Below are 26609 nucleotides of genomic sequence, written 5' to 3'. Positions count from 1 at the left end.
TATAAGGCCCGCGATCCCTTGACCAGTCCTCTCTTGCAAACCATCGGCCTCGCCTGCGAGCGAGACCTGCGGCTGCTTTTCGAAAATCTCGAATTGAGACTCTCGCGTAGCGATATGGTGCAAGTCAGTGGCCCCAACGGCAGCGGCAAGACCAGCCTGTTGCGCCTGCTGGCCGGGTTGATGCAACCCACCGCCGGCCAGGTGCTGCTTAACGGCCAGCCCCTCGACAGCCAGCGCAGCGAACTGGCCCGCAACCTGCTCTGGATCGGCCATGCCGCCGGTATCAAGGACCTGCTGACGCCGGAAGAAAACCTCAGCTGGCTGTGCGCCTTGCACCGGCCGGCCGGTCGCGAGGCGATCTGGCAGGCCCTGGCGGCGGTAGGTCTGAAGGGTTTCGAGGATGTGCCCAGCCACACACTGTCGGCCGGCCAGCAGCGCCGCGTGGCCCTGGCCCGTCTGTACCTGGACAGCCCGCCGCTGTGGATTCTCGACGAACCCTTCACCGCACTGGACAAGCAGGGCGTCGCGCAGCTCGAAGAACACCTGGCCCAGCATTGCGAGAGCGGCGGCATGGTGCTGTTGACGACCCATCACACGTTGACCCGGATGCCCGCCGGCTATCGCAGCATTGACCTGGGGAACTGGGCAGTATGAGCGTCTTTGGCCTGTTGCTTGCCCGTGAAGCACGCCTGCTATGTCGGCGTCCGGCTGAACTGGCCAATCCGCTGGTGTTCTTTGCGATCGTCATCGCGCTGTTCCCTCTGGCGGTCGGTCCGGAGACTCAATTGTTGCAAACCTTGTCGCCAGGGCTGGTGTGGGTGGCCGCGCTTTTGTCGGTCCTGCTCTCGCTGGACGGGCTTTTCCGCAGTGATTTCGAAGACGGCTCCCTGGAACAGTGGGTCCTTTCGTCGCACCCCCTGGCCCTTCTGGTTTTGGCCAAAGTACTGGCACACTGGGTTTTTTCCGGCCTGGCGCTGGTGCTGCTCTCGCCGCTGCTTGCGATGATGCTGGGCTTGCCCGCCGCGTGCATGCCGGTGCTGCTGCTGTCACTGTTGCTCGGCACGCCGGTGCTGAGCCTGCTCGGCGCGGTGGGTGCGGCGCTGACGGTAGGGCTCAAGCGTGGCGGCTTGTTGCTGGCGCTGCTGATCCTGCCGCTGTACATACCGGTACTGATCCTCGGCAGTGGCGCCTTGCAAGCGGCGCTGCAAGGCCTGCCGGCAACCGGTTATCTGCTGTGGCTTGGGAGCCTGACCGCCCTGGCGATAACCCTGACACCCTTTGCAATAGCCGCTGGCCTGAAGATCAGCGTCGGCGAATAATAATGCGGCCTGGTCAGGAATTGACCACTTCCACTGGAAGCGAAGGCTGACCTGGCGGCTCGTGAAGACGAGCCGCAACCGTGATGGAAACTGCAATGAACTGGACCTGGTTTCATAAGCTCGGCTCACCCAAGTGGTTTTACGGCATCAGCGGCAAGATGCTGCCCTGGTTGAGTATCGCCGCCCTGTTGCTGATCGGCATCGGCCTGGTCTGGGGCCTGGCTTTCGCGCCGCCGGACTACCAGCAGGGCAACAGCTTTCGCATTATCTATATCCATGTTCCGGCAGCGATGCTCGCCCAGTCGGTCTACGTGATGCTGGCGATCTGCGGTGTGGTCGGGCTGGTGTGGAAGATGAAGCTGGCCGACGTCGCGCTGCAATGCGCAGCGCCCATCGGTGCCTGGATGACCGCCGTGGCGCTGGTCACCGGGGCAATCTGGGGCAAGCCGACCTGGGGTTCATGGTGGGTCTGGGATGCACGACTGACGTCGATGCTGATCCTGCTGTTCCTGTACTTCGGTCTTATTGCGCTGGGCAACGCCATCAGCAATCGTGACAGCGCGGCCAAGGCCTGCGCGGTGCTGGCGATTGTCGGCGTGATCAACATCCCGATCATCAAGTACTCGGTGGAGTGGTGGAACACCCTGCACCAGGGCGCGACCTTCACCCTCACCGAAAAACCGGCGATGCCGGTCGAGATGTGGCTGCCGCTGTTGCTGACCGTGCTGGGTTTCTATTGCTTCTTCGGCGCTGTGCTGCTGCTGCGCATGCGCCTCGAAGTGCTCAAGCGCGAAGCCCGTGCCAGTTGGGTGAAAGCCGAAGTACAGAACAACCTGGAGGCCGCTCGATGAGTTTCGCGTCATTCGGCGACTTCCTCGCCATGGGCCATCACGGCCTGTATGTCTGGTCAGCCTATGGCATCTGCCTGGCGGTGCTGGCCCTCAACGTGGCGGCGCCGATCCTGGCCCGCAAGCGGTATCTGCAACAAGAGGCGCGTCGTCTGCGTCGGGAGAACGGTCAGTGAATCCGCTGCGCAAAAAACGTCTTGTCATCATCCTGGCGATCCTGGTCGGCGTCGGCGCGGCGGTCGGCCTCGCCCTCAGCGCCTTGCAACAGAACATCAACCTGTTCTACACCCCGACCCAGATCGCCAATGGCGAAGCGCCCAAGGATACGCGCATCCGCGCTGGCGGCATGGTGGAGCAGGGCTCGCTGGTGCGTTCCGGTGATTCGCTGGACGTGAAGTTCAACGTCACCGACTTCAACAAGACCGTGACCATTACCTATCGCGGGATCCTCCCGGACCTGTTCCGCGAAGGGCAGGGCATCGTTGCCTTGGGCAAACTCAACGCCGATGGCGTGGTGGTGGCCGACGAGGTGCTGGCCAAGCACGATGAGAAATACATGCCGCCGGAAGTGACCAAGGCCCTGAAAGACAGCGGCCAGTCGGCGCCCGCTCCCGCTCCCGTGAAGGAGGGTTGATCGATGAATGCCGGTCTGTTTATTCCTGAGCTGGGCCATCTGGCGATGATCCTGGCCCTGTGTTTTTCCCTGGTCCAGGCGGTTGTGCCGTTGCTCGGTGCCTGGCGTGGCGACCGCTTGTGGATGAGCCTCGCCCAGCCGGCGGCATGGGGGCAGTTTGCGTTCATGCTGTTCGCGTTCGGTTGCCTGACCTACGCGTTCATGGCCGACGATTTTTCCGTGGCCTATGTCGCCAGCAACTCCAACAGCGCCTTGCCCTGGTACTACAAGTTCAGCGCGGTGTGGGGTGCCCACGAAGGTTCGTTGCTGCTCTGGGCATTGATCCTTGCCGGCTGGACCTTCGCGGTGTCAGTGTTCTCCCGACAGTTGCCGCAAGTGATGCTGGCCCGGGTGCTGGCGGTGATGGGCATGATCAGCATCGGTTTCCTGCTGTTCCTGATCCTCACGTCAAACCCGTTCGAGCGCATCCTGCCGCAAGTGCCGATGGATGGCCGCGACCTCAACCCGTTGCTTCAGGACATCGGTCTGATCGTCCATCCGCCGATGCTCTACATGGGCTATGTCGGCTTTTCCGTGGCCTTCGCGTTCGCCATCGCCGCTTTGCTCGGTGGTCGCCTCGACGCCGCGTGGGCGCGCTGGTCGCGGCCATGGACCATTGTCGCCTGGGCCTTCCTCGGGATCGGCATCACCCTCGGGTCGTGGTGGGCCTATTACGAACTCGGCTGGGGCGGCTGGTGGTTCTGGGACCCGGTGGAGAACGCTTCCTTCATGCCATGGCTGGTCGGCACGGCGCTGATCCACTCCCTGGCCGTCACTGAAAAACGCGGCGTGTTCAAGAGCTGGACCGTGCTGCTGGCGATCGCGGCGTTCTCGCTGAGCCTGCTCGGGACCTTCCTGGTGCGCTCCGGCGTGCTGACCTCGGTGCATGCCTTCGCCTCGGACCCCGAGCGTGGCGTATTCATCCTGATGTTCCTGCTGTTCGTGGTCGGCGGTTCGCTGACGCTGTTCGCCCTGCGTGCACCGGTGGTGAAAAGCCAGGTAGGCTTCAACCTCTGGTCCCGGGAAACCCTGCTGCTGGGCAATAACCTGGTGCTGGTGGTGGCGGCGTCGATGATCCTCCTCGGGACGTTGTATCCGCTGGTGCTCGATGCGTTGTCCGGCGCCAAGCTGTCGGTCGGCCCGCCATATTTCAACGCATTGTTCATTCCGTTGATGGCGATCCTGATGGTGGTGATGGCGATCGGTGTGCTGGTGCGCTGGAAGGACACACCGGTCAAATGGCTGCTGGGCATGCTCACGCCGGTGCTGCTCGGCACCGCCGTCCTGGCCGTGGTGGCGGGCATCGCTTATGGCGATTTCAACTGGGCAGTGCTGGCGACATTCGTGCTGGCGGCGTGGGTATTGCTGGCAGGCGTGCGGGATATTTTCGACAAGACTCGCCACAAAGGCTTGGTCAAAGGCCTGCCGACCCTGACCCGCAGTTACTGGGGCATGCAGCTCGCCCACCTGGGAATCGCCGTCTGCGCCCTCGGTGTGGTGCTGTCCAGCCAGAACAGCGCCGAACGCGACCTGCGCCTGGCGCCGGGCGAGTCCATGGACCTGGGCGGTTATCAGTTCGTTTTCGAGGGCGCCAGGCATTTCGAAGGTCCGAACTTCACGTCCGACAAGGGCACCGTGCGGGTCATTCGCGACGGCCAGGAGATCACCGTGTTGCACCCGGAAAAACGCCTCTACACCGTACAGAACTCGGTGATGACCGAAGCCGGGATCGACGCCGGTTTCACCCGCGACCTCTACGTGGCGCTGGGCGAACCCCTCGGTGATGGCGCCTGGGCGGTACGCGTCCACGTCAAGCCGTTCGTACGCTGGATCTGGTTCGGTGGCCTGCTCACTGGCCTGGGCGGCGTATTGGCTGCGCTGGATCGACGCTATCGGGTCAAAGTGAAAACCCGGGTGCGCGAAGCCCTGGGCGTGACGGGAGCCACAGCATGAAACGTTGGTTGATGGTGTTGCCGCTGGCGCTGTTTCTGGTGATGGCGGTGTTCTTGTACCGCGGGCTTTACCTGAACCCGTCCGAATTGCCCTCGGCGATGATCGGCAAACCGTTCCCGGAGTTCTCCCTGCCATCGGTACAAGGCGACAAGACCCTGACTCGCGCCGACCTGTTGGGCAAGCCGGCGCTGGTCAATGTGTGGGGCACCTGGTGCATTTCCTGCCGGGTCGAACATCCGGTGCTGAACAAACTGGCCCAGAACGGCGTGGTGATCTACGGCGTCAACTATAAGGACGTCAACGCCGATGCCTTGAAGTGGCTGGCCGAGTTCCACAACCCGTATCAACTGGACATCCGTGACGAGGAGGGCACCCTCGGCCTGAACCTGGGCGTCTACGGTGCGCCGGAAACCTTCTTCATCGACGCCAAGGGCATTATTCGCGACAAGTTCATCGGGGTGATCGACGAACAGGTCTGGCGCGAGAAGCTGGCCGGCAAATATCAGGCACTGGTGGACGAGGCCAAGCCATGAAGCGCTGGTTAATTGCCGCCATCCTCGGCTTGAGCCTGGCGGGTGTGGCCCACGCCGCCATCGACACTTACGAATTTGCCAACGATGCAGAGCGCGAGAGGTTTCGCGAACTGACCAAGGAACTGCGTTGCCCCAAGTGTCAGAACCAGGACATCGCCGACTCCAACGCGCCGATTGCCGCCGACCTGCGCAAGGAGATCTTCCGCATGCTCGGCGAGGGCAAGGACAACCAGCAGATCATCGACTTCATGGTCGATCGCTACGGTGAGTTCGTGCGCTACAACCCGGCGCTGTCTTCCAAGACCGCGCTGCTCTGGTTCGGCCCCGCCGGGCTGCTGTTGGGTGGTTTCGTCGTCATCGCGGTGATCGTGCGTCGCCGCCGGGTCCAGCGCACCGCCGCCCCGGACACGCTTTCTGTCGAAGAGCGCCAGCGCCTCGACCAACTGTTGGATAAAACCAAGCATGATTGATTTCTGGCTCGCCGCAGGTCTGCTTCTCCTGGTTGCCCTGAGTTTTCTGTTGATCCCCGTGTTGCGTGGCCGTCGCGCCCAGTTGGAAGAAGACCGTACTGCGCTGAACGTGGCGCTGTACCAGGAGCGCGTCGCCGAACTGCAGGCCGAGCGGGAGGAGGGCGTGCTCAACACCGCGCAACTGGACACCGGTCGCGCCGAGGCCGCCCGTGAATTGCTCGCCGACACCGAGGGCGCCGAGGCGCCGCGCGAATCGCGACTGGGCAAGCCGTTGCCGTTGCTCGCGGCGGTGTTGGTGCCGGTATTGGGCCTGGCGCTGTACCTGCATTTCGGCGCCAGCGACAAGGTCGAGCTGACCCGTGAATTCGCCCAGGCGCCCAAGTCCATGGAAGAAATGACTTTGCGCCTGGAGCGCGCGGTGGCGGCACAACCGGATTCCGCCGAAGGTTTGTATTTCCTCGGGCGGACCTACATGGCGCAGGATCGGCCGGCGGATGCGGCAAAGATCTTCGAACGTACCGTCGCGCTGGCCGGCCGCCAGCCCGAGCTGCTCGGGCAGTGGGCCCAGGCGCAGTATTTTGCCGATGGCAAGAAGTGGTCGGACAAGGTCCAGGCCCTCACCGACGAGGCGCTGAAGCTCGATCCGAAGGAAGTCACCAGCCTCGGCCTGCTGGGCATCGCCGCGTTCGAAGGCGAGCGCTATCAGGAGGCGATCGATTACTGGGGCCGCCTGCTGGCGCAGTTGCCCGAAGGCGACAAGTCGCGGGAGGCGTTGCAGGGGGGCATTACTCGCGCCACCGAGAAGCTGCAAGCCAATGGCGGCAAGGTTGCCCAGGCGCCAGTCGCCAAGGCTACGGCGCTGCTCAAGGTCCGTGTCGAGCTCGATCCGGCCCTCAAAGCCAAGGTGCAGCCGGGCGACAGCGTGTTCATTTTCGCTCGCGCCGTGTCCGGCCCGCCCGCGCCGTTGGCGGCCAGGCGCCTGACCGTCGCCGACCTGCCGGCCAGCGTCGAGCTGGGTGACGCTGACGCGATGATGCCGCAGCTGAAACTGTCGAACTTCCCTGAAGTCCAACTGGTGGCGCGCATCTCCCGAGCCGGCCAACCCACCGCCGGCGAGTGGATCGGTCGCAGCCAGCCCCTGGCGAGCAGCACCACGGCGCTACAACAATTGATTATCGACAGTCCGGACCAATGACAGGAATTCGCACCATGACCGCCATCGCTCGTATGACCCTGCTCACCCTCGTCCTGGGCCTGAGCGCTTGTGCGGTCCAGCGTCCACCGGAGCCTTCGGCGCCATTGCCACCGATTCCGCCTTCGACGCCGACCACCAAACCAGGCCCGTCGACCGCGCCCGGCAAACCCGTGACCCCGAACAAACCGGCCAAGCCGCTGCCGCGCACATCCGCCAGTTTCGCCCCACCACCGGGCGGCAACAGCCACTGGGACGCCAAGCTCGGGGTCTATGTGCTGGACAAGCAGCCCAACACGTTCTATCGCCAGCGAACCTATTATCGTTGGAACAACGGCTGGAGCCGCTCCGTCAGCCCGAACGGCCCGTGGGAAGAAACCACTATCGAAGGCGTACCGGCGGGGCTCGGACAGAAGTTTCACTAAGCCTGGGCCATGGTGGCGGGGGAGCTTGCTCCCTTGCCACCAGAAGGTTCGACCTGTCATCCCCAGCGTCGTAGAATGCGCGCCTTTGCGAGCCTTCACTGGCCAACGCGTATTGATCGGAGCACCTGACCATGACGACCACCCCGACCGGCGACTACCTGGAAACCCTCTACGAAGGCTATGGCCAGCGTTTTCGCATGGACAAGCTGCTGCACGAAGTGCGCACCGAGCACCAGCACCTGGTGATTTTCGAAAACCCGCGCATGGGCCGGGTCATGGCCCTGGATGGTGTCATCCAGACCACCGAAGCCGATGAATTCATCTATCACGAGATGCTCACCCACGTACCCATCCTCGCCCATGGCGCAGTCAAGCGCGTGCTGATCATCGGTGGCGGTGACGGCGGCATGCTCCGTGAAGTGACCAAGCACGTCGGCATCGAGCACATCACCATGGTGGAGATCGATGGCACGGTGGTGGACATGTGCAAGGAGTTCCTGCCCAACCACTCCAAGGGTGCCTACGACGACCCGCGGCTGAACCTGGTGATCGACGATGGCATGCGTTTCGTCGCCACCACCCAGGAGAAATTCGACGTCATCATTTCCGATTCCACCGACCCGATCGGCCCGGGCGAAGTGCTGTTCTCGGAAAACTTCTACCAGGCTTGCCATCGCTGCCTGAACAAAGGCGGGATCCTGGTGACCCAGAACGGCACGCCGTTCATGCAACTGGGCGAAGTGCAGACCACCGCCGGACGCTTGCACGGCCTGTTCGCCGACTGGCATTTCTACCAGGCCGCTGTGCCGACCTACATCGGCGGCGGCATGACCTTCGCCTGGGGCGCGACTGATACCGCTCACCGCAAGCTTTCTCGCGAAACCCTGCGCGAGCGCTTCATTGGCAGCGGTATCGTGACGCGCTACTACAACCCCGAGATTCACCTGGGCGCGTTCGCCATGCCGCAATATGTGCTGCAGGCGATCAACAAGCCGAGCAACGACTGAAGCCCCGGCAATTGAGGCGAGATGCTTCTGTGGCGAGGGAGCTTGCTCCCGCTGGGGCGCGAAGCGGCCTCCTGGATCTACCTGACACACCCAGTTGCCTCAGCGTGTGTTGGGGGCCGCTTCGCAGCCCAGCGGGGGCAAGCTCCCTCGCCACAAGGGCGCTGGGGTGCTTTTGTGTTTCCAGATATTCATTGAACGAAATTTTCACCAAGTCTTGTCGACAATCCCCCGCGCTCTGTCGCCAGCGGTTATTTAATGGCAATGCCATCGCCGTTCGTGCGACATTCGCGCACTTGCGCAAGCCCCGGGCCTGATATCTGGCCAACAGAGGGCGCGCCGTTGTTCTATTTGTCACTCCAACTCCAATAGGTCCTCAAACGACATGGCAATCCCGGACGCCCTGAGTCAGCAGCGCACCACGCATCGCCTGCTGCAACCGACCGTCAAATCGCACCTGGCCTACACGTTGCTCTGTGCGTTGGTGATGATGGTCATGCTGAGCCTGCTGCGCGTTGCGCTGCTGGTCTACAACCGCGAGATGATCCTTGATACACCGGCCTCTACCTTCGTCGAAGCGTTCGCCAACGGCCTGCGTTTCGACCTGCGCCTGGTGGTCTACCTGTGCATCCCGCTGCTGCTGGCCCTGTTCAGCGCACGGGCGATGGCGGCACGTGGATTCTTTCGTTTCTGGCTGACCGTCACGTCCAGCATCGCGCTGTTTCTCGGCTTGATGGAAATGGACTTCTACCGCGAGTTCCACCAGCGCCTCAACGGCCTGGTCTTCCAATATGTGCAGGAAGACCCGAAAACCGTCATGAGCATGCTCTGGTACGGTTTCCCGGTGGTGCGCTACCTGCTGGCCTGGGCCGGCGGCACGCTGATACTTGCCCTGGCCTTCAAGGGGGCAGATCGCGCTACCCGGCCACGCGGGCCGTTCAGTGGCGGCACCATCGGCACCCGCCAGATCGCCCCGTGGTATGGCCGCGTCGCGGTGTTCCTGGTCTGCCTGGTGGTGGCCGTCGCCGCCGCCCGTGGCACCTTGCGCCAAGGCCCGCCCCTGCGTTGGGGCGACGTCTATACCACCGATTCGAACTTCGCCAACCAGTTGGGCCTCAACGGTACGCTTTCGCTGGTGGCGGCGGCCAAGAGCCGGATGTCCGAACACCGTGACAATGTCTGGAAGGCAACCCTCGAGTCGTCGCTGGCGCAGCAGACCGTGCGCGACATGCTGGTGATGCCCGACGACAAGCTCGTCGACGCCGGGACTGCCGCGGTAAGACGCGACTACACGCCGCCGGCCGACAAGACACTGCCGATCAAGAACGTGGTGGTGATCCTGATGGAAAGCATGGCCGGTCACTCGGTGGGCGCCCTGGGCGCGCCGGGTAACATCACGCCATACCTGGACAAGCTGTCCAAGGAAGGCCTGCTGTTCGACCGCTTCTTCTCCAACGGCACCCACACCCACCAGGGCATGTTCGCCACCATGGCGTGTTTCCCGAACCTGCCGGGTTTTGAATACCTGATGCAGACACCGGAAGGCAGTCACAAACTCTCGGGCCTGCCGCAACTGCTCAGCGCGCGTGACTACGACGATGTGTATGTCTACAACGGCGATTTCGCCTGGGACAACCAGTCGGGTTTCTTCAGCAACCAGGGCATGACCACGTTCATCGGGCGCAATGACTATGTGAACCCGGTGTTCTCCGACCCGACCTGGGGCGTGTCCGACCAGGACATGTTCGACCGTGGCCTGATCGAGCTCAAGGCGCGCGAGAACGGCAAGCCGTTCTATGCCTTGTTGCAGACCCTGTCCAACCACACGCCTTACGCACTGCCGACGCCGTTGCCGGTCGAGCCGGTCACGGACCGTGGTCGCCTGAACGAACACTTGACCGCCATGCGTTACTCCGATTGGGCGCTGGGGCAGTTCTTCGAGAAGGCGCGCAAGGAGCCTTACTTCAAGGAAACCCTGTTTGTCGTGGTTGGCGACCATGGCTTCGGCAACGAGCGCCAGATCACCGAAATGGACCTTGGCCGCTTCAACGTGCCGATGTTGCTGATCGGCCCGGGCATCCAGGAAAAATTCGGCCAGCGCAGCCACACCGTGGGCACCCAGGTCGATATCGTTCCAACCATCATGGGACGGCTCGGCGGGCAGGTGCGTAACCAGTGCTGGGGCCGTGACCTGTTGAACCTGCCGTCAGGCGACACCGGGTTTGGCGTGATCAAGCCGTCGGGCAGCGACCAGACCACCGCGATCATTCGCGACGACACGATTCTGGTGCTGCCGGAAGAAAAGGCCATGCCAGCGAAGCTGTTCCGCTATCAGCTGGGGGCCAATCCGCATGCCGAGATCATCCCGGACGCACCTGACACCGCAGAGATGAAACTCAAGCTCGAGGCGTTCCTGCAAACCGCGACCAAGAGCCTGCTGGATAACACCGCCGGTGTTGTTGACGGCAAGCCGGACTGATAATCGCGATGTATAAAAAAAGAGGCCTCAAAGGCCTCTTTTTTTACGCTTGGTGTTTTATATCTTGCCAAGTAACAACAAGATCAACAGCACGACCAGCACAACGCCGATGATACCGGACGGGCCATAACCCCAACTTCTGGAGTGCGGGAAGACCGGAAGGCCACCGATCAGCAGGAGGATCAGGATGATGATAAGAATAGTGCCCATTGTTGATTTCCTTATTGGTCAGTTCTGGAGTGATGTAAATTTCAACTGCCAGCGCGCGTGCGTTGAATCCGGGCGGCTTATTAAGTCCGACCGTAACGTCCTGTAAAAAATTCAAAAGTTTTTATTGTTGACCGTAAAACACAAGAGCACTGAAACCCCGTGGCGAGGGAGCTTGCTCCCGCTGGGCTGCGTAGCGGCCCTTTAATTGAAACCGACTCCGTTAACGAGGCGGCATCATGGAGGCCGCTCCGCGCTGGAACGCCAGCCCGCCCAGCCAGAGCACTCCCTCGCCGAGGTGCCTCAACCTTCCACGGTTTGCCCTCGCCATTCAGCAATCTGATGGTGCATGGGTCTGTTCGGGTCCTTCGCTACACTCGGCCCATCTCTCCCGGAACAACAAGGCTGTTTCCCTATGCAAAATCGCATGATGATCACCGGTGCCGGCTCCGGCCTGGGCCGCGAAATCGCGCTGCGCTGGGCCCGTGAAGGCTGGCACCTGGCCCTGTCCGATGTCAGCGAGCCCGGCCTTCAGGAAACCCTCAGGCTGGTGCGCGATGCCGGTGGCGAGGGTTTCGTCCAGCGCTGTGACGTGCGCGACTACAGCCAGCTCACCGCATTCGCCCAGGCCTGCGAGGAGAAGCTTGGCGGCATCGATATTATCGTCAATAACGCTGGCGTGGCTTCGGGCGGGTTTTTCAGCGAGCTCTCGCTGGAGGATTGGGACTGGCAGATCGCAATCAACCTGATGGGGGTGGTCAAGGGCTGCAAGGCGTTCCTGCCACTGCTGGAAAAAAGCCGCGGCAAGATCATCAACATCGCCTCCATGGCGGCGCTGATGCAGGGGCCTGCCATGAGCAACTACAACGTGGCCAAGGCCGGCGTCGTGGCGCTGTCGGAAAGTCTGCTGGTCGAGCTGGCCCAGCAGGAAATCGGCGTGCATGTGGTATGTCCGTCGTTCTTCCAGACCAACCTGCTGGACTCGTTCCGTGGCCCGACCCCGGCCATGAAGGCCCAGGTGGGCAAACTGCTGGAAAGCTCGCCGATCACCGCGGCGGACATTGCCGATTACATCTACCAGCATGTCGCCCAGGGCGAATTCATGATCCTGCCCCACGAGCAGGGGCGCATGGCCTGGGGCCTCAAACAGAAAAATCCACAACTGCTGTACGACGAAATGACCGCCATGGCCGACAAGATGCGCGCCAAGGCACGGCAGGGCTGAGTTGACCTGATTGCCGGGTGTCCTCAGGATGGCGCCATTCGTGCCTTCCTGATGGACATAGCAATGCTCAATTACCTGTGGTTTTTTCTCGCCGCGCTGTTCGAGATCGCTGGCTGCTACGCCTTCTGGATGTGGTTGCGCCAAGGCAAGAGTGCCTGGTGGATCGTGCCGGCACTGCTCAGCCTTGCGTTATTCGCCCTGTTGCTGACGCGCATCGAAGCCACTTATGCCGGTCGCGCCTACGCCGCCTACGGTGGCATTTACATCATCGCCTCGATCGGCTGGCTGGCCGTAGTGGAACGGGTGCGGCCGCTGGGTTCCGACTGGGTCGGCGTGGCCCTCTGTGTCTTGGGGGCCAGCGTGATTCTGTTCGGTCCACGTTTTTCGGGGCCGTAAACTGCCGTTTCGGCGTGGTTTTGCAGGACGTTTCCTTCAGCCAACGGACAGTTGTTTGTAGGGGTTTACTGAATTCCCGTCGGTATCTTGTGCTCGGAAAACAGGCCGTGCATGGTCAATGTCCAATCACTCTTAAGGACAAGACCATGCTCGTATTAAGCCGTACCGTAGGTGAGTTGATTTCCATCGGTGATGAGATTTCCGTCCGCGTGCTGTCGATCAGCGGCGGAACCGTGCGCTTTGGCGTAGAAGCGCCCCGGCACGTGGAGGTTCATCGTTCCGAGGTCTACGACAGGATCCAGAGAAAAAAGGCCGAGTCCGACCGCAAGGTCGGTTAATCGAACAGATGTCTGGGCACATCGTGCTTGAGCATCAATTGGCACTGTTCGCTTTCGGGATCGAAGACAATCATGGCCTGGCCTTTGGTCAGGGCCTGCCGGACCCGCAGGACGCGGGTTTCCAGCGGGGTATCGTCGCCATTGTCAGTACCGTCACGGGTGACGAAATCCTCGATCAGGCGGGTGAGCGTATCGACTTCGAGTTGGTCGTAGGGGATCAGCATGGTGGGGCTCCGCAAAACAATAGAGCGGATGCTACGGTGGATGCGCTGCTGCGGCTAGCCTGAGTTCTGTAGAACCATGTGGGCTCATCGCGAGCAGGCTCGCTCCCACCTGGATGGCGTAATTACCTTGTGGGAGCGAGCCTGCTCGCGAAAGCATCGTAAGAATCGATAAGGGCTTGGTTCAGCTATCCGAGCGCTGCCCGATCAGGCTGTCCACCGACGGCACGCGGGTGTCGCTTTCCATCTGCGCATCGTGCTCGATCTGATGGCTGAAGCGATCCAGTGATCCCTGGGCCGGTTGGGCGTCGCTGGCAAACACCGGCGGGCTTAGAATGTAGGCACCGAGCAGGCGGCTCAGCGCGGCCAGGCTGTCGATGTGGGTGCGTTCGTAACCATGGGTCGCGTCGCAGCCAAAGGCGAGCAGGGCGGTGCGGATGTCGTGCCCGGCGGTAATCGCCGAATGGGCGTCGCTGAAGTAATAGCGAAACAGATCGCGGCGCGCCGGCAGTTCGTGCTCCTTGGCCAGCTTCAGCAAATGTCGCGACAAGTGGTAGTCGTACGGGCCTCCGGAATCCTGCATCGCCACGCTCACGGCGTGTTCGCTGGAGTGCTGGCCTGGCGCGACCGGTGCAATGTCTATCCCGACGAATTCGCTCACGTCCCAAGGCAGCGCGGCCGCCGCGCCGCTGCCGGTTTCCTCCGTGATGGTGAATAGCGGGTGGCAGTCGATCAACAGTTCCTCGCCGCTGTCGACAATCGCCTTGAGCGCCGCCAGCAACGCGGCGACCCCGGCCTTGTCATCCAGGTGACGGGCGCTGATATGGCCGCTTTCGGTGAACTCCGGCAAGGGGTCGAACGCCACATAGTCGCCGATGCCCACCCCCAACGTTTCGCAATCGGCGCGGGTGGCGCAGTAGGCGTCCAGGCGCAGTTCGATGTGGTCCCAACTGATGGGCATCTCATCCACGGCGGTGTTGAACGCGTGCCCGGAAGCCATCAGCGGCAGCACACTGCCACGGATCACCCCAGTGTCGGTAAACAGGCTGACCCGGCTGCCCTCGGCAAAGCGGCTCGACCAGCAACCCACCGGCGCAAGCGTCAGGCGGCCGTTGTCCTTGATGGCGCGAACGGAGGCGCCGATGGTGTCCAGGTGAGCCGATACGGCCCGGTCGGGGCTGCTCTTGCGGCCCTTGAGGGTGGCGCGGATCGTGCCGCGCCGGGTCATTTCGAAAGGGATGCCCAGCTCTTCGAGTCGCTCGGCAACGTACCGCACGATGGTATCGGTGAAGCCGGTCGGGCTGGGAATGGCGAGCATTTCCAACAGGACTTTCTGCAGGTATGCGAGATCCGGTTCGGGAATTTTGCTAATCATGGAAACTCCTCGCGGAACGTTAAGTTTTGCATAGGGGAACCTTGTGGCGAGGGAGCTTGCTCCCGCTGGGCCGCGAAGCGGTCCTTCTTTTCAGACCTTGGGGCCTGAGCGACCGCTTCGCGGCCGGGCGGGAGCAAGCTCCCTCGCCACGGAGAGATTTGAGTCAGACCACTGCCTGGCTATGGGGAAACAACAGGTCCACAAAGCGCTCGGCAGTGGGTTGCGGTTCGTGGTTGGCCAGGCCGGCGCGTTCGTTGGCTTCGATGAACACGTACTCCGGTTGATCGGCCGCCGGTACGAGCAGGTCGAGGCCGACCATCGGGATGTCCAGCGCCCGCGCGGCGCGCACCGCTGCATCGGCCAGGGTCGGATGGAGGATCGCGGTGACGTCTTCCAGCACGCCGCCGGTATGCAGGTTCGCGGTGCGTCGGACAAACAGATGCTCACCCGCCGGCAGCACGCTGTCATAGGCATACCCGGCCGCGCTCAGCGTTCGCTCGGTCTCGGCATCCATCGGGATCTTGCTTTCGCCCCCGGTAGCCGCCTGCCGCCGCCGGCTCTGCGCCTCGATCAGCGCGCCGATGGTGTGCTGGCCGTCGCCGATCACTTCTGCCGGGCGCCGGATCGCCGCCGCCACCACTTCAAAACCGATCACCAGAATTCGCAAGTCGAGCCCTTCGTGGAAGCTCTCCAGCAGCACGCAGCTGTCGAAGCGCCGGGCCGTTTCGATGGCGTTCTGGACTTCCTCGATGGTCCGCAGGTCCACCGCCACGCCCTGGCCCTGTTCGCCGTCCAGCGGCTTGACCACCACGCGCTCGTGTTCATCGAGAAACGCCAGGTTGTCGTCCGCATTGCCCACCAGCTGTTGCGCCGGCAGGTTCAGGCCAGCGTTTTTCAGCACCTTGTGGGTCAGGCTCTTGTTCTGGCACAGCGTCATGCTGATCGCACTGGTCAAGTCGCTCAGCGATTCCCGGCAGCGAACCCGCCGGCTGCCATGCACCAGGGTGAACAGCCCGGCCTCGGCGTCATCCACTTGCACTTCGATGCCACGCCGGTGCGCTTCCTCGACGATGATGCGCGCGTACGGGTTGAATTGCGCCTCGGGCCCCGGCCCGAGGAACAGCGGCTGGTTGATGCCGTTCTTGCGTTTGATGGCGAAGGTCGAAAGGTTGCGGAAACCGAGCTTGGCGTAGAGATTTTTCGCCAGGCGATTGTTGTGCAGCACCGACAGGTCCAGGTAGCTCAAGCCACGGCTCATGAAATGCTCGATGAGATGGCGCACCAGCACTTCGCCGACGCCGGGCCGCGAACATTGCGGGTCCACCGCCAGGCACCAGAGGCTGCTGCCGTTTTCCGGGTCGTTGAACGCTTTCTGGTGGTTGAGGCCCATGACGCTGCCGATCACCGCGCCGGTGTCGTCGTCTTCGGCCAGCCAGTACACCGGGCCGCCTTGGTGACGCGGGGTCAGGCGCTCGGGATCGATGGGCAGCATGCCGCGAGCCTGGTAGAGCTGGTTGATGGCTTGCCAGTCGCTGTCGCTCTGGGCGCGGCGGATCCGGAAGCCGCGAAACACTCGCGTGGCTTGGCGATAATCGCTGAACCACAGGCGCAGGGTATCCGATGGGTCAAGGAACAGGTGCGCCGGTTCCAGCCCCAGCACTTGCTGGGGCGCGGCGACGTACAAGGCGATGTCGCGCTCGCCGGGCTGCTCGTTGAGCAGCTCCTGGGCCAGGGTCGCCGGGTCCGGAAAGGTATGGCCGATGAGCAAGCGGCCCCAGCCGCAATGCACAGCGATCGGAGCGGCGCCCAGTTCGCTGCCATCTTCGGCCAGGCGCGCCTGCAAGCGTTCGTAGGACGGTGGTTGGCCGCGCAAAAGACGTTGGTTGTGAAGGGTCGGGTGGGGTTTCATCAGTCAGATTCCTTGCTCGCTGAGCCACAGGTTCAGCGCCGCCAATTGCCATAACCGCGAGCCGCGCAAAGGCGTGAGCTGGCCGTTGGGGTCGGTCAGCAGACGGTCGAGCATGGTCGGGTTGAACAAGCCGCGATCCTGGCTCGGGTCTAGCAGCAGTTCGCGAACCCAGGCCAGGGTATTGCCTTCCAGATGCTTGAGCCCCGGGACCGGGAAGTAACCTTTCTTGCGGTCGATGACCTCGCTGGGGATCACCCGGCGGGCCGCTTCCTTGAGCACCTGCTTGCCGCCATCGGGCAGCTTGAATTTCGCCGGCACCCGTGCCGAAAGCTCCACCAGCCGGTAGTCGAGGAATGGCGTGCGCGCTTCCAGGCCCCAGGCCATGGTCATGTTGTCGACGCGCTTGACCGGGTCGTCCACCAGCATCACGGTGCTGTCCAGGCGCAGGGCCTTGTCGACGGCCGCATCGGCGCCCGGCTGGGCGAAGTGCTCCTTGACGAAGTCACCGGCGGCGTCGTTGGCCGTCAGCCATTCAGGCTGCACGGTCGCGGCATATTCTTCATAGCTGCGGTCGAAGAACGCGGCGCGATAGGCGGCGTACGGGTCGCTGGCGCCGTCCACCTGCGGATACCAGTGGTAACCGGCGAACAGTTCGTCGGCACCCTGGCCGCTTTGCACCACCTTGCAGTGCTTGGCGACTTCCCGCGACAACAGGTAAAAGGCGATGCAGTCGTGGCTGACCATCGGCTCGCTCATGGCGCGAAACGCAGCCGGCAGTTGTTCGATGATTTCTTTCTCATCGATGCGCAACTGATGATGGCGGGTGCCGTAGTGCTTGGCGATCAGGTCCGAATACTGGAACTCGTCACCGCGCTCGCCGCCGGCGTCCTGGAAACCAATGGAGAAGGTGGACAGGTCTTCCACGCCCGCTTCACGCAACAGGCCGACTAGCATGCTCGAATCGACACCGCCCGAGAGCAGCACGCCCACGTCGACGGCGGCGCGCTGGCGGATGGCGACGGCTTCGCGGGTGCTGTCGAGCACGCGATCGATCCAGTCTTCCAGGTTGAGGTTCTGTTCATCGGCCCGTGGGCCATAGGGCAGCGTCCACCAGGTTTTCTGCTCGGTGCGACCGTCCGCTTCGATGCGCATCCAGGTCGCCGGTGGCAGTTTTTCAATGCCCGCCAACAAGGTGCGTGGCGCTGGGACGACCGCGTGGAAATTCAAGTAATGATTGAGGGCGATCGGGTCTAGCACCGGATTGATGTCGCCACCCTTGAGCAGGGCCGGCAGCGCCGAGGCAAAGCGCAGGCGCTGGCCGGTACGCGAAAGGTACAGCGGCTTGACGCCGAGACGGTCGCGAGCAATGAACAGCCGCTTGGCGTCGCGTTCCCAGATGGCGAAGGCGAACATGCCATTGAGTTTGGGCAGCAGGGCTTCGCCCCAGGCGTGATAACCCTTGAGCAACACTTCGGTGTCGCCGCCAGAGTAGAAGGTGTAGCCCAGGCCTTCGAGTTCGCTGCGCAGTTCCGGGTAGTTGTAGATCGCGCCGTTGAATGCCAGGGACAGGCCCAGTTGATTGTCGATCATCGGCTGGGCCGAACCATCGGACAGGTCCATGATTTTCAGGCGCCGGTGGCCGAGGGCGATCGGCCCCTGGCTATGAAAACCCCACGCGTCAGGGCCGCGAGGGGCCAGGTGATGGGTGATGCGCTCTACGGCCGCAAGGTCCGCAGGTTGTTGATCGAAACGTAACTCTCCAGCTAATCCGCACATAAGTCCTTACCGGTTTTTCCGTTGGGGAGGGGTCAAGCCGTACACACCGAAATGGCGGGTACTCTGAAACTGACCGGAGGGATTGCTCTGAGTTTTATATCGATGCGTTATAAGCCGACGGGTGGGGATCGCCGGTCATTCAGACCGACGCAATCTCTGTGGGAGCGAGCTTGCTCGCGATGGCGTCGTGTCAGGCGCGACTATCTCGGCTGATCTAACGCTATCGCGAGCAGGCTCGCTCCCACAGAGGAAAGGGGGACCAGTCGTTAATTGGCCTTGCCCCGAATCACCGCCCGCAAGGCAAACCGGTTCGGGTGGCAGGCCTCGGCGACGCTTCGCGGCAGTGGCAGGGGTTCGTTGTCCAGCCAGGCGGCGATCAGTTCGCCCGACAGCGGCGCGGTGATCAGGCCTCGGGAGCCGTGCCCGCTGTTGACGTACAGGCCGTCGAGCCAGGGGCAGGGTGTGTTCGGCACTTGGCGCGCATCCTTGCCCAGGGCCGCGTAGGTTTCGACGAACGCCCGGCTGTCAGCCAGCGGTCCGACAATCGGCAGGTAATCGGGGCTGGTGCAACGGAACGCCGCGCGGCCTTCGAGGCGTTGCGGATCGAGGGTGTCGGCGTTCAGGCGGTCCACCAGATCGTGGGAGATTTCTTCGAGCATCTGCAGGTTGCCGGCGTGCTCGGCGGCGGTGGGGGTCAGGTCATCGCTGTGAAAATCGAAACTGGCGCCCAGGGTGTGCTCGCCCATTCGCGACGGCGCCACATAGCCTTCGGCGCAGACCACCGTCGCCAGGCTTTGGCTGCGGGTGGTTTGCGCCAGCCGCGTGATCTGCCCGCGAATGCGCTTGAGGGGTAGATCGGCCGCCGGTTCGAAGCGTTTGATCTCGGCGGCGCTGGCGAGGATTGCCACTGGGGCGCTGGCCAGGCAACGTTCGCCGTCCCAAGCCTGCCATTGGCCGTCGACACGTCGCAGTTCAAGCACTTCGCGATGTGGCTGCACGGTAATCGCAGCAGCCGAGGCGTGCCAGCGACACAGGGCTGGCGGGTGTACCCAGCCGCCTTCGGGATAGAACAGGCCGCCACAGGCCAGGCCGATGCCGGACTGCGCCTCGGCTTCGGCGCGATCGACAATTCGCAGCAGACCCGCTGGAAACGCCTCGGCCAGTTGGCGCTGACGTTGGCCTTCCTTCTCGTTGAAGGCCAGCTGCAAGACTCCGCATCCGTCCCAGTCGAGGCCCCGTTGCAAGTTTTCGAGCAAGCGCCGGGTGTAGCCGAAACCGCTGAGGATCATCTGCGACAACGCCGTGCCGTGGGCCGACAACTTGAGGTACAGCACGCCCTGGGGGTTGCCGGACGCTTCCTCGGCCAACCCGGCGTGACGCTCCAGCAAGGTCACTCGCCAGCCGCGAGCCACGAGACTCGCCGCGCTGGCGCAACCGGCCAGGCCGCCGCCGATCACCAGCGCATGGCGTTCGCCAGCCGGCGGGGCGGGGCGGGCATACCAGGGCTTGGCCGGGGCGGGTTTGGGCACCTGGTCCGGCCAGCCGAGAAATACCCCACGGAGAATTTCCCACTTGTGGCCGATGCCCGGGGTGCGCTTCATCTTGAAGCCCGCCGCATTGAGCAACCTGCGCACCCAACCGGTGCTGGTAAAGGTGCTGAGGGTGGCGCCGGGCGCTGCCAGCCGCGCCAGTTCGGCGAACAGCTCGGCGGTCCACATATCCGGGTTTTTCGCCGGGGCAAAACCGTCAAGGAACCAGGCGTCGATCTGTCCGTCCAGCTGCGGCAGTTGCTCCAGGGCATCGCCAATCAACAGGGTCAATGTCACTCGCCCGCCCGCCAGGGTCATGCGCTGGAAACCCTGGTGAATCGCGACGTACTGCTCAAGTAATTGATCAGCCTGGCACTTGAGCTCCGGCCACAGGGCAAGGGCTCGACGCAGATCCTCGGGGCACAGGGGAAATTTTTCGACGCTGACAAAATGCAAGCGCGCACCGGTCGGTGCGCATTCTTCGAACAACTGCCAGGCGCAGAGAAAATTCAGCCCGGTGCCAAATCCGGTTTCGCCGATCACCAGTCGTCCGTGCTCCGCCAGCGCGGCGAAACGCTCGGCCAGGTTGTTCTGCGCAAGGAACACGTAGCGGGTTTCCTCCAGGCCCGACTGGTCGGAGAAATACACGTCGCCGAATACCCGGGAGCGGGGGCGACCCTGGTCATCCCAGTCGAGTTGGGCGTGGTGCTGGATGGGCGTCATGGCTGGCTCGGTGAAAACAAGGTCGCCATTCTAGCCGATCAGCGCGGCAATGCCTGATCCAGGGCAAGCGTGGGCACGTCTGAAGGGAATCTGCTGCGCAGCGGCGTATCCAATCCGCTAGTCTTGCCCCATTCCTGGAAGGAGCTGTCCATGTTCGAATCCGCTGAAATCGGTCACGTCGTCGACAAAGAAACCTATGACGCCGAGGTGCCGGCATTGCGTGAAGCATTGCTCGAAGCTCAGTACGAGTTGCATCAGCAAGGCCGCTTCCCGGTCATTATCCTGATCAACGGCATCGAAGGCGCGGGCAAGGGCGAGACGGTTAAATTGCTCAACGAGTGGATGGATCCGCGGCTGATCGAGGTGCGCACCTTCGACCAGCAGACCGACGAGGAACTGGCGCGGCCGCCGGCCTGGCGCTATTGGCGGATGCTGCCGGCGAAGGGACGGATGGGAATCTTTTTTGGCAACTGGTACAGCCAGATGCTCCAGGGGCGGGTGCATGGCGAGTTCAAGGACCCACGGCTCGACCAGGCGATCAACGGCGCCGAGCGTCTGGAGAAGATGCTCTGCGATGAGGGTGCGCTGATCTTCAAATTCTGGTTCCACCTCTCCAAGAAACAGATGAAGGCCCGCCTGAAAAGTCTCAAGGACGACCCGCTGCACAGCTGGCGGATCAGCCCCTTGGACTGGCAGCAGTCCCAGACTTACGACAAGTTCGTCAAATACGGCGAGCGCGTGCTGCGCCGCACCAGTCGCGACTATGCGCCCTGGCATGTGATCGAAGGCGTGGATGCCTGTTATCGCAGCCTCGCGGTCGGGCAGATTTTACTCGAAGGCCTGCGCCAGGCCCTGGACCGACCGAAGATCAGTCCGGAAAAAGTCAGCGTGGCAGCATTGCCGGCACTGGACGATCAAGTGACCTTGCTCGACAGCCTCGACATGACGCTGCGCCTGGACAAGGCCGATTATGAGGAGCAGTTGATCACCGAGCAGGCCCGCTTCGCCGGGCTGCTGCGGGACAAGCGCATGCGCCGGCACGCCTTGGTGGCGGTGTTCGAAGGTAACGACGCGGCCGGCAAGGGCGGGGCGATCCGCCGGGTCGCCGCGGCGCTCGACCCGCGTCAGTACAGCATCGTGCCGATTGCCGCGCCCACCGAGGAAGAGCGCGCCCACCCCTACATGTGGCGTTTCTGGCGGCACATTCCGGCGCGGGGCAAGTTCACCATGTTCGACCGCTCCTGGTACGGGCGGGTATTGGTGGAGCGGGTCGAAGGTTTTTGCAGCCGTGCCGACTGGCTGCGAGCCTACGGTGAAATCAACGACTTCGAAGAACAACTGGCCGATGCCGGCGTGGTGGTGGTGAAGTTCTGGCTGGCCATTGACAAGGAGACCCAACTGGAGCGCTTCCAGGAACGCGAGGAAATTCCGTTCAAGCGGTTCAAGATCACCGAGGATGATTGGCGCAACCGTGACAAGTGGGATGCCTATCGGTCGGCGGTCTGCGACATGGTCGATCGCACCAGCACCGAGATATCGCCGTGGACCCTGGTGGAAGCCAACGACAAGCGTTGGGCCCGGGTCAAGGTATTGCGTACGCTCAACGACGCGCTGGAGGCCGCGTTCGAACGTTCCGCCAGGCAGGCGCGCAAAAAGAAATAGGCCGATGGCGGCGCATACGCGGGGTGAATGATTGTCGCGTTCGGTTATGGGCTGGATTTATCCTCGAATCCACTCCTGAACCGATAACAACAATGAGGTAACCGCCATGCGTGAAGTGGTGATCGTCGACAGCGTACGGACCGGCCTGGCCAAGTCCTTTCGCGGCAAGTTCAACATGACCCGCCCGGACGACATGGCGGCCCATTGCGTCAACGCGTTGCTGGCGCGTAACGATATCGACCCGGCCAGCGTCGAGGACTGCATCGTCGGCGCCGGTTCCAACGAAGGCGCCCAAGGCTACAACATCGGGCGCAACGTAGCGGTGCTCTCGCAGCTGGGCATCGGCACGGCCGGGATGACACTGAACCGCTTCTGTTCCTCGGGCCTGCAAGCCATCGCCATCGCCGCCAACCAGATCGCCTCCGGCTGCAGCGAGATCATCGTCGCCGGTGGCGTGGAATCCATCAGCCTGACGATGAAAAGCGTCAACACTGACAACCTGATCAACCCCTTGCTCAAGGAACAGGTGCCGGGGATCTACTTCCCCATGGGCCAGACCGCCGAGATCGTCGCGCGCCGTTACCAGGTCAGCCGCGATGAGCAGGACCGCTACGCCTTGCAGAGCCAGCAGCGCACTGCCCGGGCCCAGGCAGCCGGGCTGTTCGACGATGAAATCGTGCCGATGGCGGTGAAATATCGGGTCGAGGACAAGACCACCGGTGCGGTGCAGATCGTTGACGGGGTGGTTGATCGCGATGATTGCAACCGCCCCGATACCACCTATGAAAGCCTGGCCGGGCTGAAACCGGTGTTCGCCGAAGACGGTTCGGTGACGGCGGGCAACTCTTCGCAGTTATCCGATGGCGCCTCGATGACCCTGGTGATGAGCCTGGAAAAAGCCCTGGCGTTGGGGCTCAAGCCCAAGGCATTTTTCCGTGGCTTTACCGTGGCCGGTTGCGAGCCGGACGAGATGGGCATCGGCCCGGTGTTCTCGGTGCCCAGATTGCTCCAGGCCAAGGGTTTGCAGATCGGCGATATCGATTTGTGGGAGCTCAACGAAGCGTTTGCATCCCAGTGCCTGTACAGCCGCAATAGGCTGGAGATCGATAACGAGAAATACAACGTCAACGGCGGCTCGATTTCCATCGGTCACCCGTTCGGCATGACCGGCTCGCGGCAGGTTGGGCATCTGGTGCGGGAGCTGCAACGGCGCAGCCTGCGCTACGGCGTCGTGACCATGTGCGTGGGCGGCGGGATGGGGGCAACGGGGTTGTTCGAGGCGGTCAGATAAACGCAGCCTTTCGTGGCGAGGGAGCTTGCTCCCGCTCGGCTGCGAAGCAGTCGCCGCTTTTTTCCTGGGGTAAACCGTAGGGGGCCGCTTCGCGGCCCAGCGGGAGCAAGCTCCCTCGCCACGGGTTTTTCTGCTTAGCTGGCAACCTTGGTCAGCTGCAGCATCCGCTGGATATACGCTGCTATCTCCCGCTCCGCAGCCTCGCGGCTTTCGAACGGACCTTCCTGGGTGCCTTCGCGCGTATCGAAATAGAACTTGCCATTTTCCCGGACGATCCGATCGCTGCTGCGGTAAATCGTCTTGGGAGCATCTGTATCTTCGGCGCGCGTTCCAGGCATTTCGGTCTCCATTGGGGGCTGCGTGGTCGTTTCAATTGAGCATATGTGGTGCCGCCGTTTTGCGCCTGTCCAGCCGATCGACGGCTACGACCCTTACAATTCCATCAGCGTCGCAGCGCCAACTGTCCCTGTGTTGCCGAGCGATTCGGACCTAGAATGCTCGTTCATGTATTGGCTTCGAGGGTTGCATGCACATATCGTCCGGTCGCTGGGTCTACGGCCTGTTCCTCGCCCTGCTGACCGCCTTGTTGTGGGGAATCCTGCCGATCAAGCTCAAGCAAGTGCTGCAGGTGATGGATCCGGTAACGGTGACCTGGTTTCGGCTGACGGTGTCCGGTGGCCTGCTGTTCATCTACCTGGCGGCAACCCGACGCCTGCCCAGCCGCAAGGTGCTCGGCCCCCGTGGCGGTTGGCTGGTAGGCATGGCGGTGCTGGGGCTGGTGGGCAATTATGTGCTGTACCTGATGGGCCTGAACCGCCTGAGCCCCGGCACCGCCCAACTGGTGGTGCAGATGGGGCCGATCATGTTGCTGGTCGCCAGTCTGTTTGTATTCAAGGAGCGTTTCAGCGTGGGGCAGGGCATTGGTTTGCTGGTGCTGCTGATCGGTTTTGCGCTGTTCTTCAATCAGCGCCTCGTCGAATTGCTTACATCCCTGAGCGAGTACACCGCCGGCGTTCTGTTGGTGTTGCTGGCCTCGACTGTCTGGACGTTCTATGCCCTGGGCCAGAAGCAATTGCTGACGGTGTGGAATTCACTGCAAGTGATGATGGTGATCTACCTGTTCTGCGCGCTGTTGCTCACGCCGTGGGTGCATCCACTGGAAGCGTTGCAACTGAGCCCGCTGCAAGGCTGGCTATTGCTGGCCTGCTGTCTCAACACGCTGATTGCCTATGGCGCGTTCGCCGAGGCGTTGGCGCATTGGGAAGCCTCGCGGGTCAGCGCGACGCTGGCGATCACGCCGCTGGTGACCTTCGCGGCCGTGGCGATGGCTGCCTGGTGGTGGCCCGACTATGTGCATGCCGAGCAGATCAATCTGCTGGGTTACGGTGGGGCAGTGCTGGTGGTATTGGGGTCGGCGCTGGTGGCGCTGGGGCCATCGCTCATCGCCGGGCTCAGGGCCCGGCGCGAACGCCTGGCGCTGGGGCGTTAGCCCTTGTGGGATCGGGCTGTCAGGCACAGTGATGTCGAGCCTGCCGGCCTCATCGCGAGCAAGCTCGCTCCCACAGTGGAGCTTGGGTGGATGCGATAGCGCGGTTCACACAAATTCCTTGTGGGAGCGAGCTTGCTCGCGATGGCGGGCTATTGATCAACGCACAACTCAGCCCTGGCCACCTGCCTCCAGCATGTTCTCCGGCCTGACCCAGGCGTCGAACTCTTCGTCGGTCAGGTACCCCAGCTGCACCGCTGCCTCCCGTAGCGTCAGCCCTTCGCCGTAGGCTTTCTTGGCGATCTCCGCTGACTTGTCGTAGCCGATATGCGGATTCAGCGCCGTCACCAGCATCAGACCACGCTCCAGGTGCGCGGCCATCTGCTCGGCATCCGGTTCGAGGCCGGCGATGCAGTGCTGCTGGAAGTTGCTGCAGCCATCGGCCAGCAGGCGGATTGATTGCAGCAGGTTGTGGATGATCACCGGCTTGAACACGTTCAACTGCAAGTGTCCCTGACTGGCGGCAAAACCGATCGCCACGTCATTGCCCAATACCTGGCACGCCAGCATCGACAAGGCTTCACACTGGGTCGGGTTGACCTTGCCAGGCATGATGGAGCTGCCCGGTTCGTTGGCCGGCAATTTCACTTCGGCAAATCCCGCCCGTGGCCCGGAGCCCAGCAGGCGCAGGTCATTGGCGATTTTCATCAGCGTCACGGCCAGGGTTTTCAACGCGCCGGACAACGTGGTCAGCGGTTCATGACCTGCCAGTGCGGCGAACTTGTTCGGCGCGGTGACAAACGGCAGCCCGGACAGCGCCGCGAGTTCAGCGGCAATCGCTTCGCCGAAACCATGCGGCGAATTCAGCCCGGTACCCACCGCCGTGCCGCCCTGGGCCAGCTCGCAGACCGCCGGCAACGAAGCGCGGATCGCCCGCTCGGCGTAGTCGAGTTGGGCAATGAAGGCGGACAGTTCCTGGCCGAACGTGATCGGCGTGGCATCCATCATGTGGGTGCGGCCGGTCTTGACCAGTTTCATGTGGCGCGCCGCCAGTTCCGCGAGGCCGCCGGACAACTCGCTGATGGCCGGCAGCAATTGCTGGTACACGGCCTGGGCGGCGGCGATGTGCATGGCGGTGGGGAAGCAGTCGTTGGAGCTCTGGGACCGGTTGACATGGTCGTTGGGATGCACCGGGCTCTTGCCGCCTCGGGGGTTGCCCGCGAGCTCGTTGGCGCGCCCGGCAATCACCTCGTTGACGTTCATGTTGCTCTGGGTTCCGCTGCCGGTCTGCCAGACCACCAGGGGAAACTGATCGTCATGCTGGCCGGCCAGCACCTCGTCGGCCGCCTGTTCGATCAGGCGGGCGATGTCGGCGGGCAAGTCGCCATTGCGGTCGTTGACCCGCGCGGCGGCTTTCTTGACCAGCGCCAGGGCATGCAGCACCGACAGCGGCATGCGTTCGTTGCCAATGGCAAAGTTGATCATCGAGCGCTGTGTCTGGGCGCCCCAATAGGCTTCATCCGGGACTTCAACCTGGCCAAGGCTGTCGGTTTCGATACGGCTCATCGGGTCAAA

At 62.8% G+C, this 26609-nt stretch carries 26 protein-coding genes; 18 read left to right on the top strand and 8 right to left on the bottom strand.

The genetic code is table 11. The features are described 5' to 3' along the window. Positions 1-18: 18 nt before the first annotated feature. From ccmA to J3P91_RS19380, 12 genes are all read left to right on the top strand, one after another. Positions 19-654 (top strand): cytochrome c biogenesis heme-transporting ATPase CcmA, encoded by a 636-nt coding sequence (ccmA, locus tag J3P91_RS19435; protein WP_434601457.1) that lies wholly within the window; start codon positions 19-21, stop codon positions 652-654. Beyond that, positions 651-1319 (top strand): heme exporter protein CcmB, encoded by a 669-nt coding sequence (ccmB, locus tag J3P91_RS19430; RefSeq protein WP_434572671.1) that lies wholly within the window; start codon positions 651-653, stop codon positions 1317-1319. The genes ccmA and ccmB overlap by 4 nt, the downstream gene beginning before the upstream one ends. Before the next feature lie 95 nt (positions 1320-1414). Beyond that, the gene (locus J3P91_RS19425; RefSeq protein WP_434601456.1) at positions 1415-2170 is read left to right on the top strand and encodes a heme ABC transporter permease; all 756 of its coding nucleotides are present in this window, start codon (positions 1415-1417) and stop codon (positions 2168-2170) included. Next, on the top strand, positions 2167-2343 hold the full coding sequence (gene ccmD, locus J3P91_RS19420; protein ID WP_007939192.1) for a heme exporter protein CcmD: 177 nt from the start codon (positions 2167-2169) through the stop codon (positions 2341-2343). Before J3P91_RS19425 ends, ccmD begins: the two co-directional genes overlap by 4 nt. After that, positions 2340-2801, top strand: a complete 462-nt coding sequence (gene ccmE, locus J3P91_RS19415; RefSeq protein WP_434572675.1) for a cytochrome c maturation protein CcmE — start codon at positions 2340-2342, stop codon at positions 2799-2801. The genes ccmD and ccmE overlap by 4 nt, the downstream gene beginning before the upstream one ends. Positions 2802-2804: 3 nt before the next feature. Next, positions 2805-4793 carry a heme lyase CcmF/NrfE family subunit gene (locus J3P91_RS19410; RefSeq protein ID WP_434601455.1) on the top strand — a complete coding sequence of 663 codons (1989 nt, stop codon included), beginning with the start codon at positions 2805-2807 and terminating at the stop codon, positions 4791-4793. Beyond that, a complete protein-coding gene (locus J3P91_RS19405; protein WP_095963989.1) occupies positions 4790-5326 on the top strand; it encodes a DsbE family thiol:disulfide interchange protein in 537 nt (178 codons plus the stop codon). The genes J3P91_RS19410 and J3P91_RS19405 overlap by 4 nt, the downstream gene beginning before the upstream one ends. Next, positions 5323-5796: a cytochrome c-type biogenesis protein gene (locus tag J3P91_RS19400; RefSeq protein WP_434601454.1), complete on the top strand. Its 474-nt coding sequence runs from the start codon at positions 5323-5325 to the stop codon at positions 5794-5796. Before J3P91_RS19405 ends, J3P91_RS19400 begins: the two co-directional genes overlap by 4 nt. Further along, entirely contained in the window at positions 5789-6991 is a 1203-nt protein-coding gene (ccmI, locus tag J3P91_RS19395; protein ID WP_434601453.1) for a c-type cytochrome biogenesis protein CcmI, read from the top strand. Before J3P91_RS19400 ends, ccmI begins: the two co-directional genes overlap by 8 nt. Before the next feature lie 14 nt (positions 6992-7005). Continuing rightward, positions 7006-7413: a hypothetical protein gene (locus J3P91_RS19390; RefSeq protein WP_305499657.1), complete on the top strand. Its 408-nt coding sequence runs from the start codon at positions 7006-7008 to the stop codon at positions 7411-7413. Positions 7414-7544: 131 nt separating this feature from the next. Next, positions 7545-8420, top strand: coding sequence for a polyamine aminopropyltransferase (speE, locus tag J3P91_RS19385; RefSeq protein ID WP_434601452.1), 876 nt, complete (start codon positions 7545-7547; stop codon positions 8418-8420). A 382-nt stretch (positions 8421-8802) separates the two neighbouring features. After that, on the top strand, positions 8803-10896 hold the full coding sequence (locus tag J3P91_RS19380; RefSeq protein WP_434601451.1) for an LTA synthase family protein: 2094 nt from the start codon (positions 8803-8805) through the stop codon (positions 10894-10896). A 57-nt stretch (positions 10897-10953) separates the two neighbouring features. On the opposite strand, the gene J3P91_RS19375 is transcribed toward J3P91_RS19380, so the two are convergent. After that, positions 10954-11106, bottom strand: coding sequence for a DUF3309 family protein (locus J3P91_RS19375; protein ID WP_018606531.1), 153 nt, complete (start codon positions 11104-11106; stop codon positions 10954-10956). Positions 11107-11518: 412 nt separating this feature from the next. On the opposite strand from J3P91_RS19375, the gene J3P91_RS19370 reads away from it, so the two are divergent. From J3P91_RS19370 to csrA, 3 genes are all read left to right on the top strand, one after another. Further along, positions 11519-12328 carry an SDR family oxidoreductase gene (locus tag J3P91_RS19370; RefSeq protein WP_434601450.1) on the top strand — a complete coding sequence of 270 codons (810 nt, stop codon included), beginning with the start codon at positions 11519-11521 and terminating at the stop codon, positions 12326-12328. 63 nt (positions 12329-12391) lie between these two features. Further along, entirely contained in the window at positions 12392-12724 is a 333-nt protein-coding gene (locus J3P91_RS19365; RefSeq protein WP_434601449.1) for a YnfA family protein, read from the top strand. 146 nt (positions 12725-12870) lie between these two features. After that, the gene (csrA, locus tag J3P91_RS19360; RefSeq protein WP_434572688.1) at positions 12871-13062 is read left to right on the top strand and encodes a carbon storage regulator CsrA; all 192 of its coding nucleotides are present in this window, start codon (positions 12871-12873) and stop codon (positions 13060-13062) included. Here csrA and J3P91_RS19355 read toward each other — a convergent pair. From J3P91_RS19355 to mnmC, 5 genes are all read right to left on the bottom strand, one after another. Next, positions 13059-13286 (bottom strand): YheU family protein, encoded by a 228-nt coding sequence (locus tag J3P91_RS19355; RefSeq protein WP_305499664.1) that lies wholly within the window; start codon positions 13284-13286, stop codon positions 13059-13061. The genes csrA and J3P91_RS19355 overlap by 4 nt on opposite strands. A gap of 181 nt (positions 13287-13467) precedes the next feature. Continuing rightward, a complete protein-coding gene (locus J3P91_RS19350; RefSeq protein ID WP_434572690.1) occupies positions 13468-14658 on the bottom strand; it encodes an osmoprotectant NAGGN system M42 family peptidase in 1191 nt (396 codons plus the stop codon). 163 nt (positions 14659-14821) lie between these two features. Continuing rightward, positions 14822-16567 carry an N-acetylglutaminylglutamine synthetase gene (ngg, locus tag J3P91_RS19345; RefSeq protein WP_434601448.1) on the bottom strand — a complete coding sequence of 582 codons (1746 nt, stop codon included), beginning with the start codon at positions 16565-16567 and terminating at the stop codon, positions 14822-14824. A 3-nt stretch (positions 16568-16570) separates the two neighbouring features. Beyond that, positions 16571-18343: an N-acetylglutaminylglutamine amidotransferase gene (locus tag J3P91_RS19340; RefSeq protein ID WP_434601447.1), complete on the bottom strand. Its 1773-nt coding sequence runs from the start codon at positions 18341-18343 to the stop codon at positions 16571-16573. A 266-nt stretch (positions 18344-18609) separates the two neighbouring features. Further along, positions 18610-20595 carry a bifunctional tRNA (5-methylaminomethyl-2-thiouridine)(34)-methyltransferase MnmD/FAD-dependent 5-carboxymethylaminomethyl-2-thiouridine(34) oxidoreductase MnmC gene (gene mnmC / locus J3P91_RS19335; RefSeq protein ID WP_434601446.1) on the bottom strand — a complete coding sequence of 662 codons (1986 nt, stop codon included), beginning with the start codon at positions 20593-20595 and terminating at the stop codon, positions 18610-18612. Between the two features lie 150 nt (positions 20596-20745). Here mnmC and pap point away from each other — a divergent pair, with 150 nt between their 5' ends. Then, complete coding sequence (gene pap, locus J3P91_RS19330; protein ID WP_434601445.1) at positions 20746-22257, top strand: polyphosphate:AMP phosphotransferase; 1512 nt, start codon at positions 20746-20748, stop codon at positions 22255-22257. 106 nt (positions 22258-22363) lie between these two features. After that, positions 22364-23548 (top strand): thiolase family protein, encoded by a 1185-nt coding sequence (locus J3P91_RS19325; RefSeq protein ID WP_434572700.1) that lies wholly within the window; start codon positions 22364-22366, stop codon positions 23546-23548. Between the two features lie 134 nt (positions 23549-23682). Here J3P91_RS19325 and J3P91_RS19320 read toward each other — a convergent pair whose 3' ends face one another. Continuing rightward, entirely contained in the window at positions 23683-23886 is a 204-nt protein-coding gene (locus tag J3P91_RS19320; protein WP_305499671.1) for a DUF6316 family protein, read from the bottom strand. A 188-nt stretch (positions 23887-24074) separates the two neighbouring features. Here J3P91_RS19320 and J3P91_RS19315 point away from each other — a divergent pair, with 188 nt between their 5' ends. Beyond that, positions 24075-25037 carry a DMT family transporter gene (locus J3P91_RS19315; protein WP_305499672.1) on the top strand — a complete coding sequence of 321 codons (963 nt, stop codon included), beginning with the start codon at positions 24075-24077 and terminating at the stop codon, positions 25035-25037. A gap of 168 nt (positions 25038-25205) precedes the next feature. Here J3P91_RS19315 and J3P91_RS19310 read toward each other — a convergent pair whose 3' ends face one another. Continuing rightward, positions 25206-26600: a class II fumarate hydratase gene (locus J3P91_RS19310; protein ID WP_305499673.1), complete on the bottom strand. Its 1395-nt coding sequence runs from the start codon at positions 26598-26600 to the stop codon at positions 25206-25208. Positions 26601-26609 lie beyond the last annotated feature (9 nt).

The organism is Pseudomonas sp. Z4-7, assembly GCF_051131965.1.
Lineage (GTDB): Bacteria > Pseudomonadota > Gammaproteobacteria > Pseudomonadales > Pseudomonadaceae > Aquipseudomonas.
This window is presented reverse-complemented; position numbering and strand designations above follow the sequence as displayed.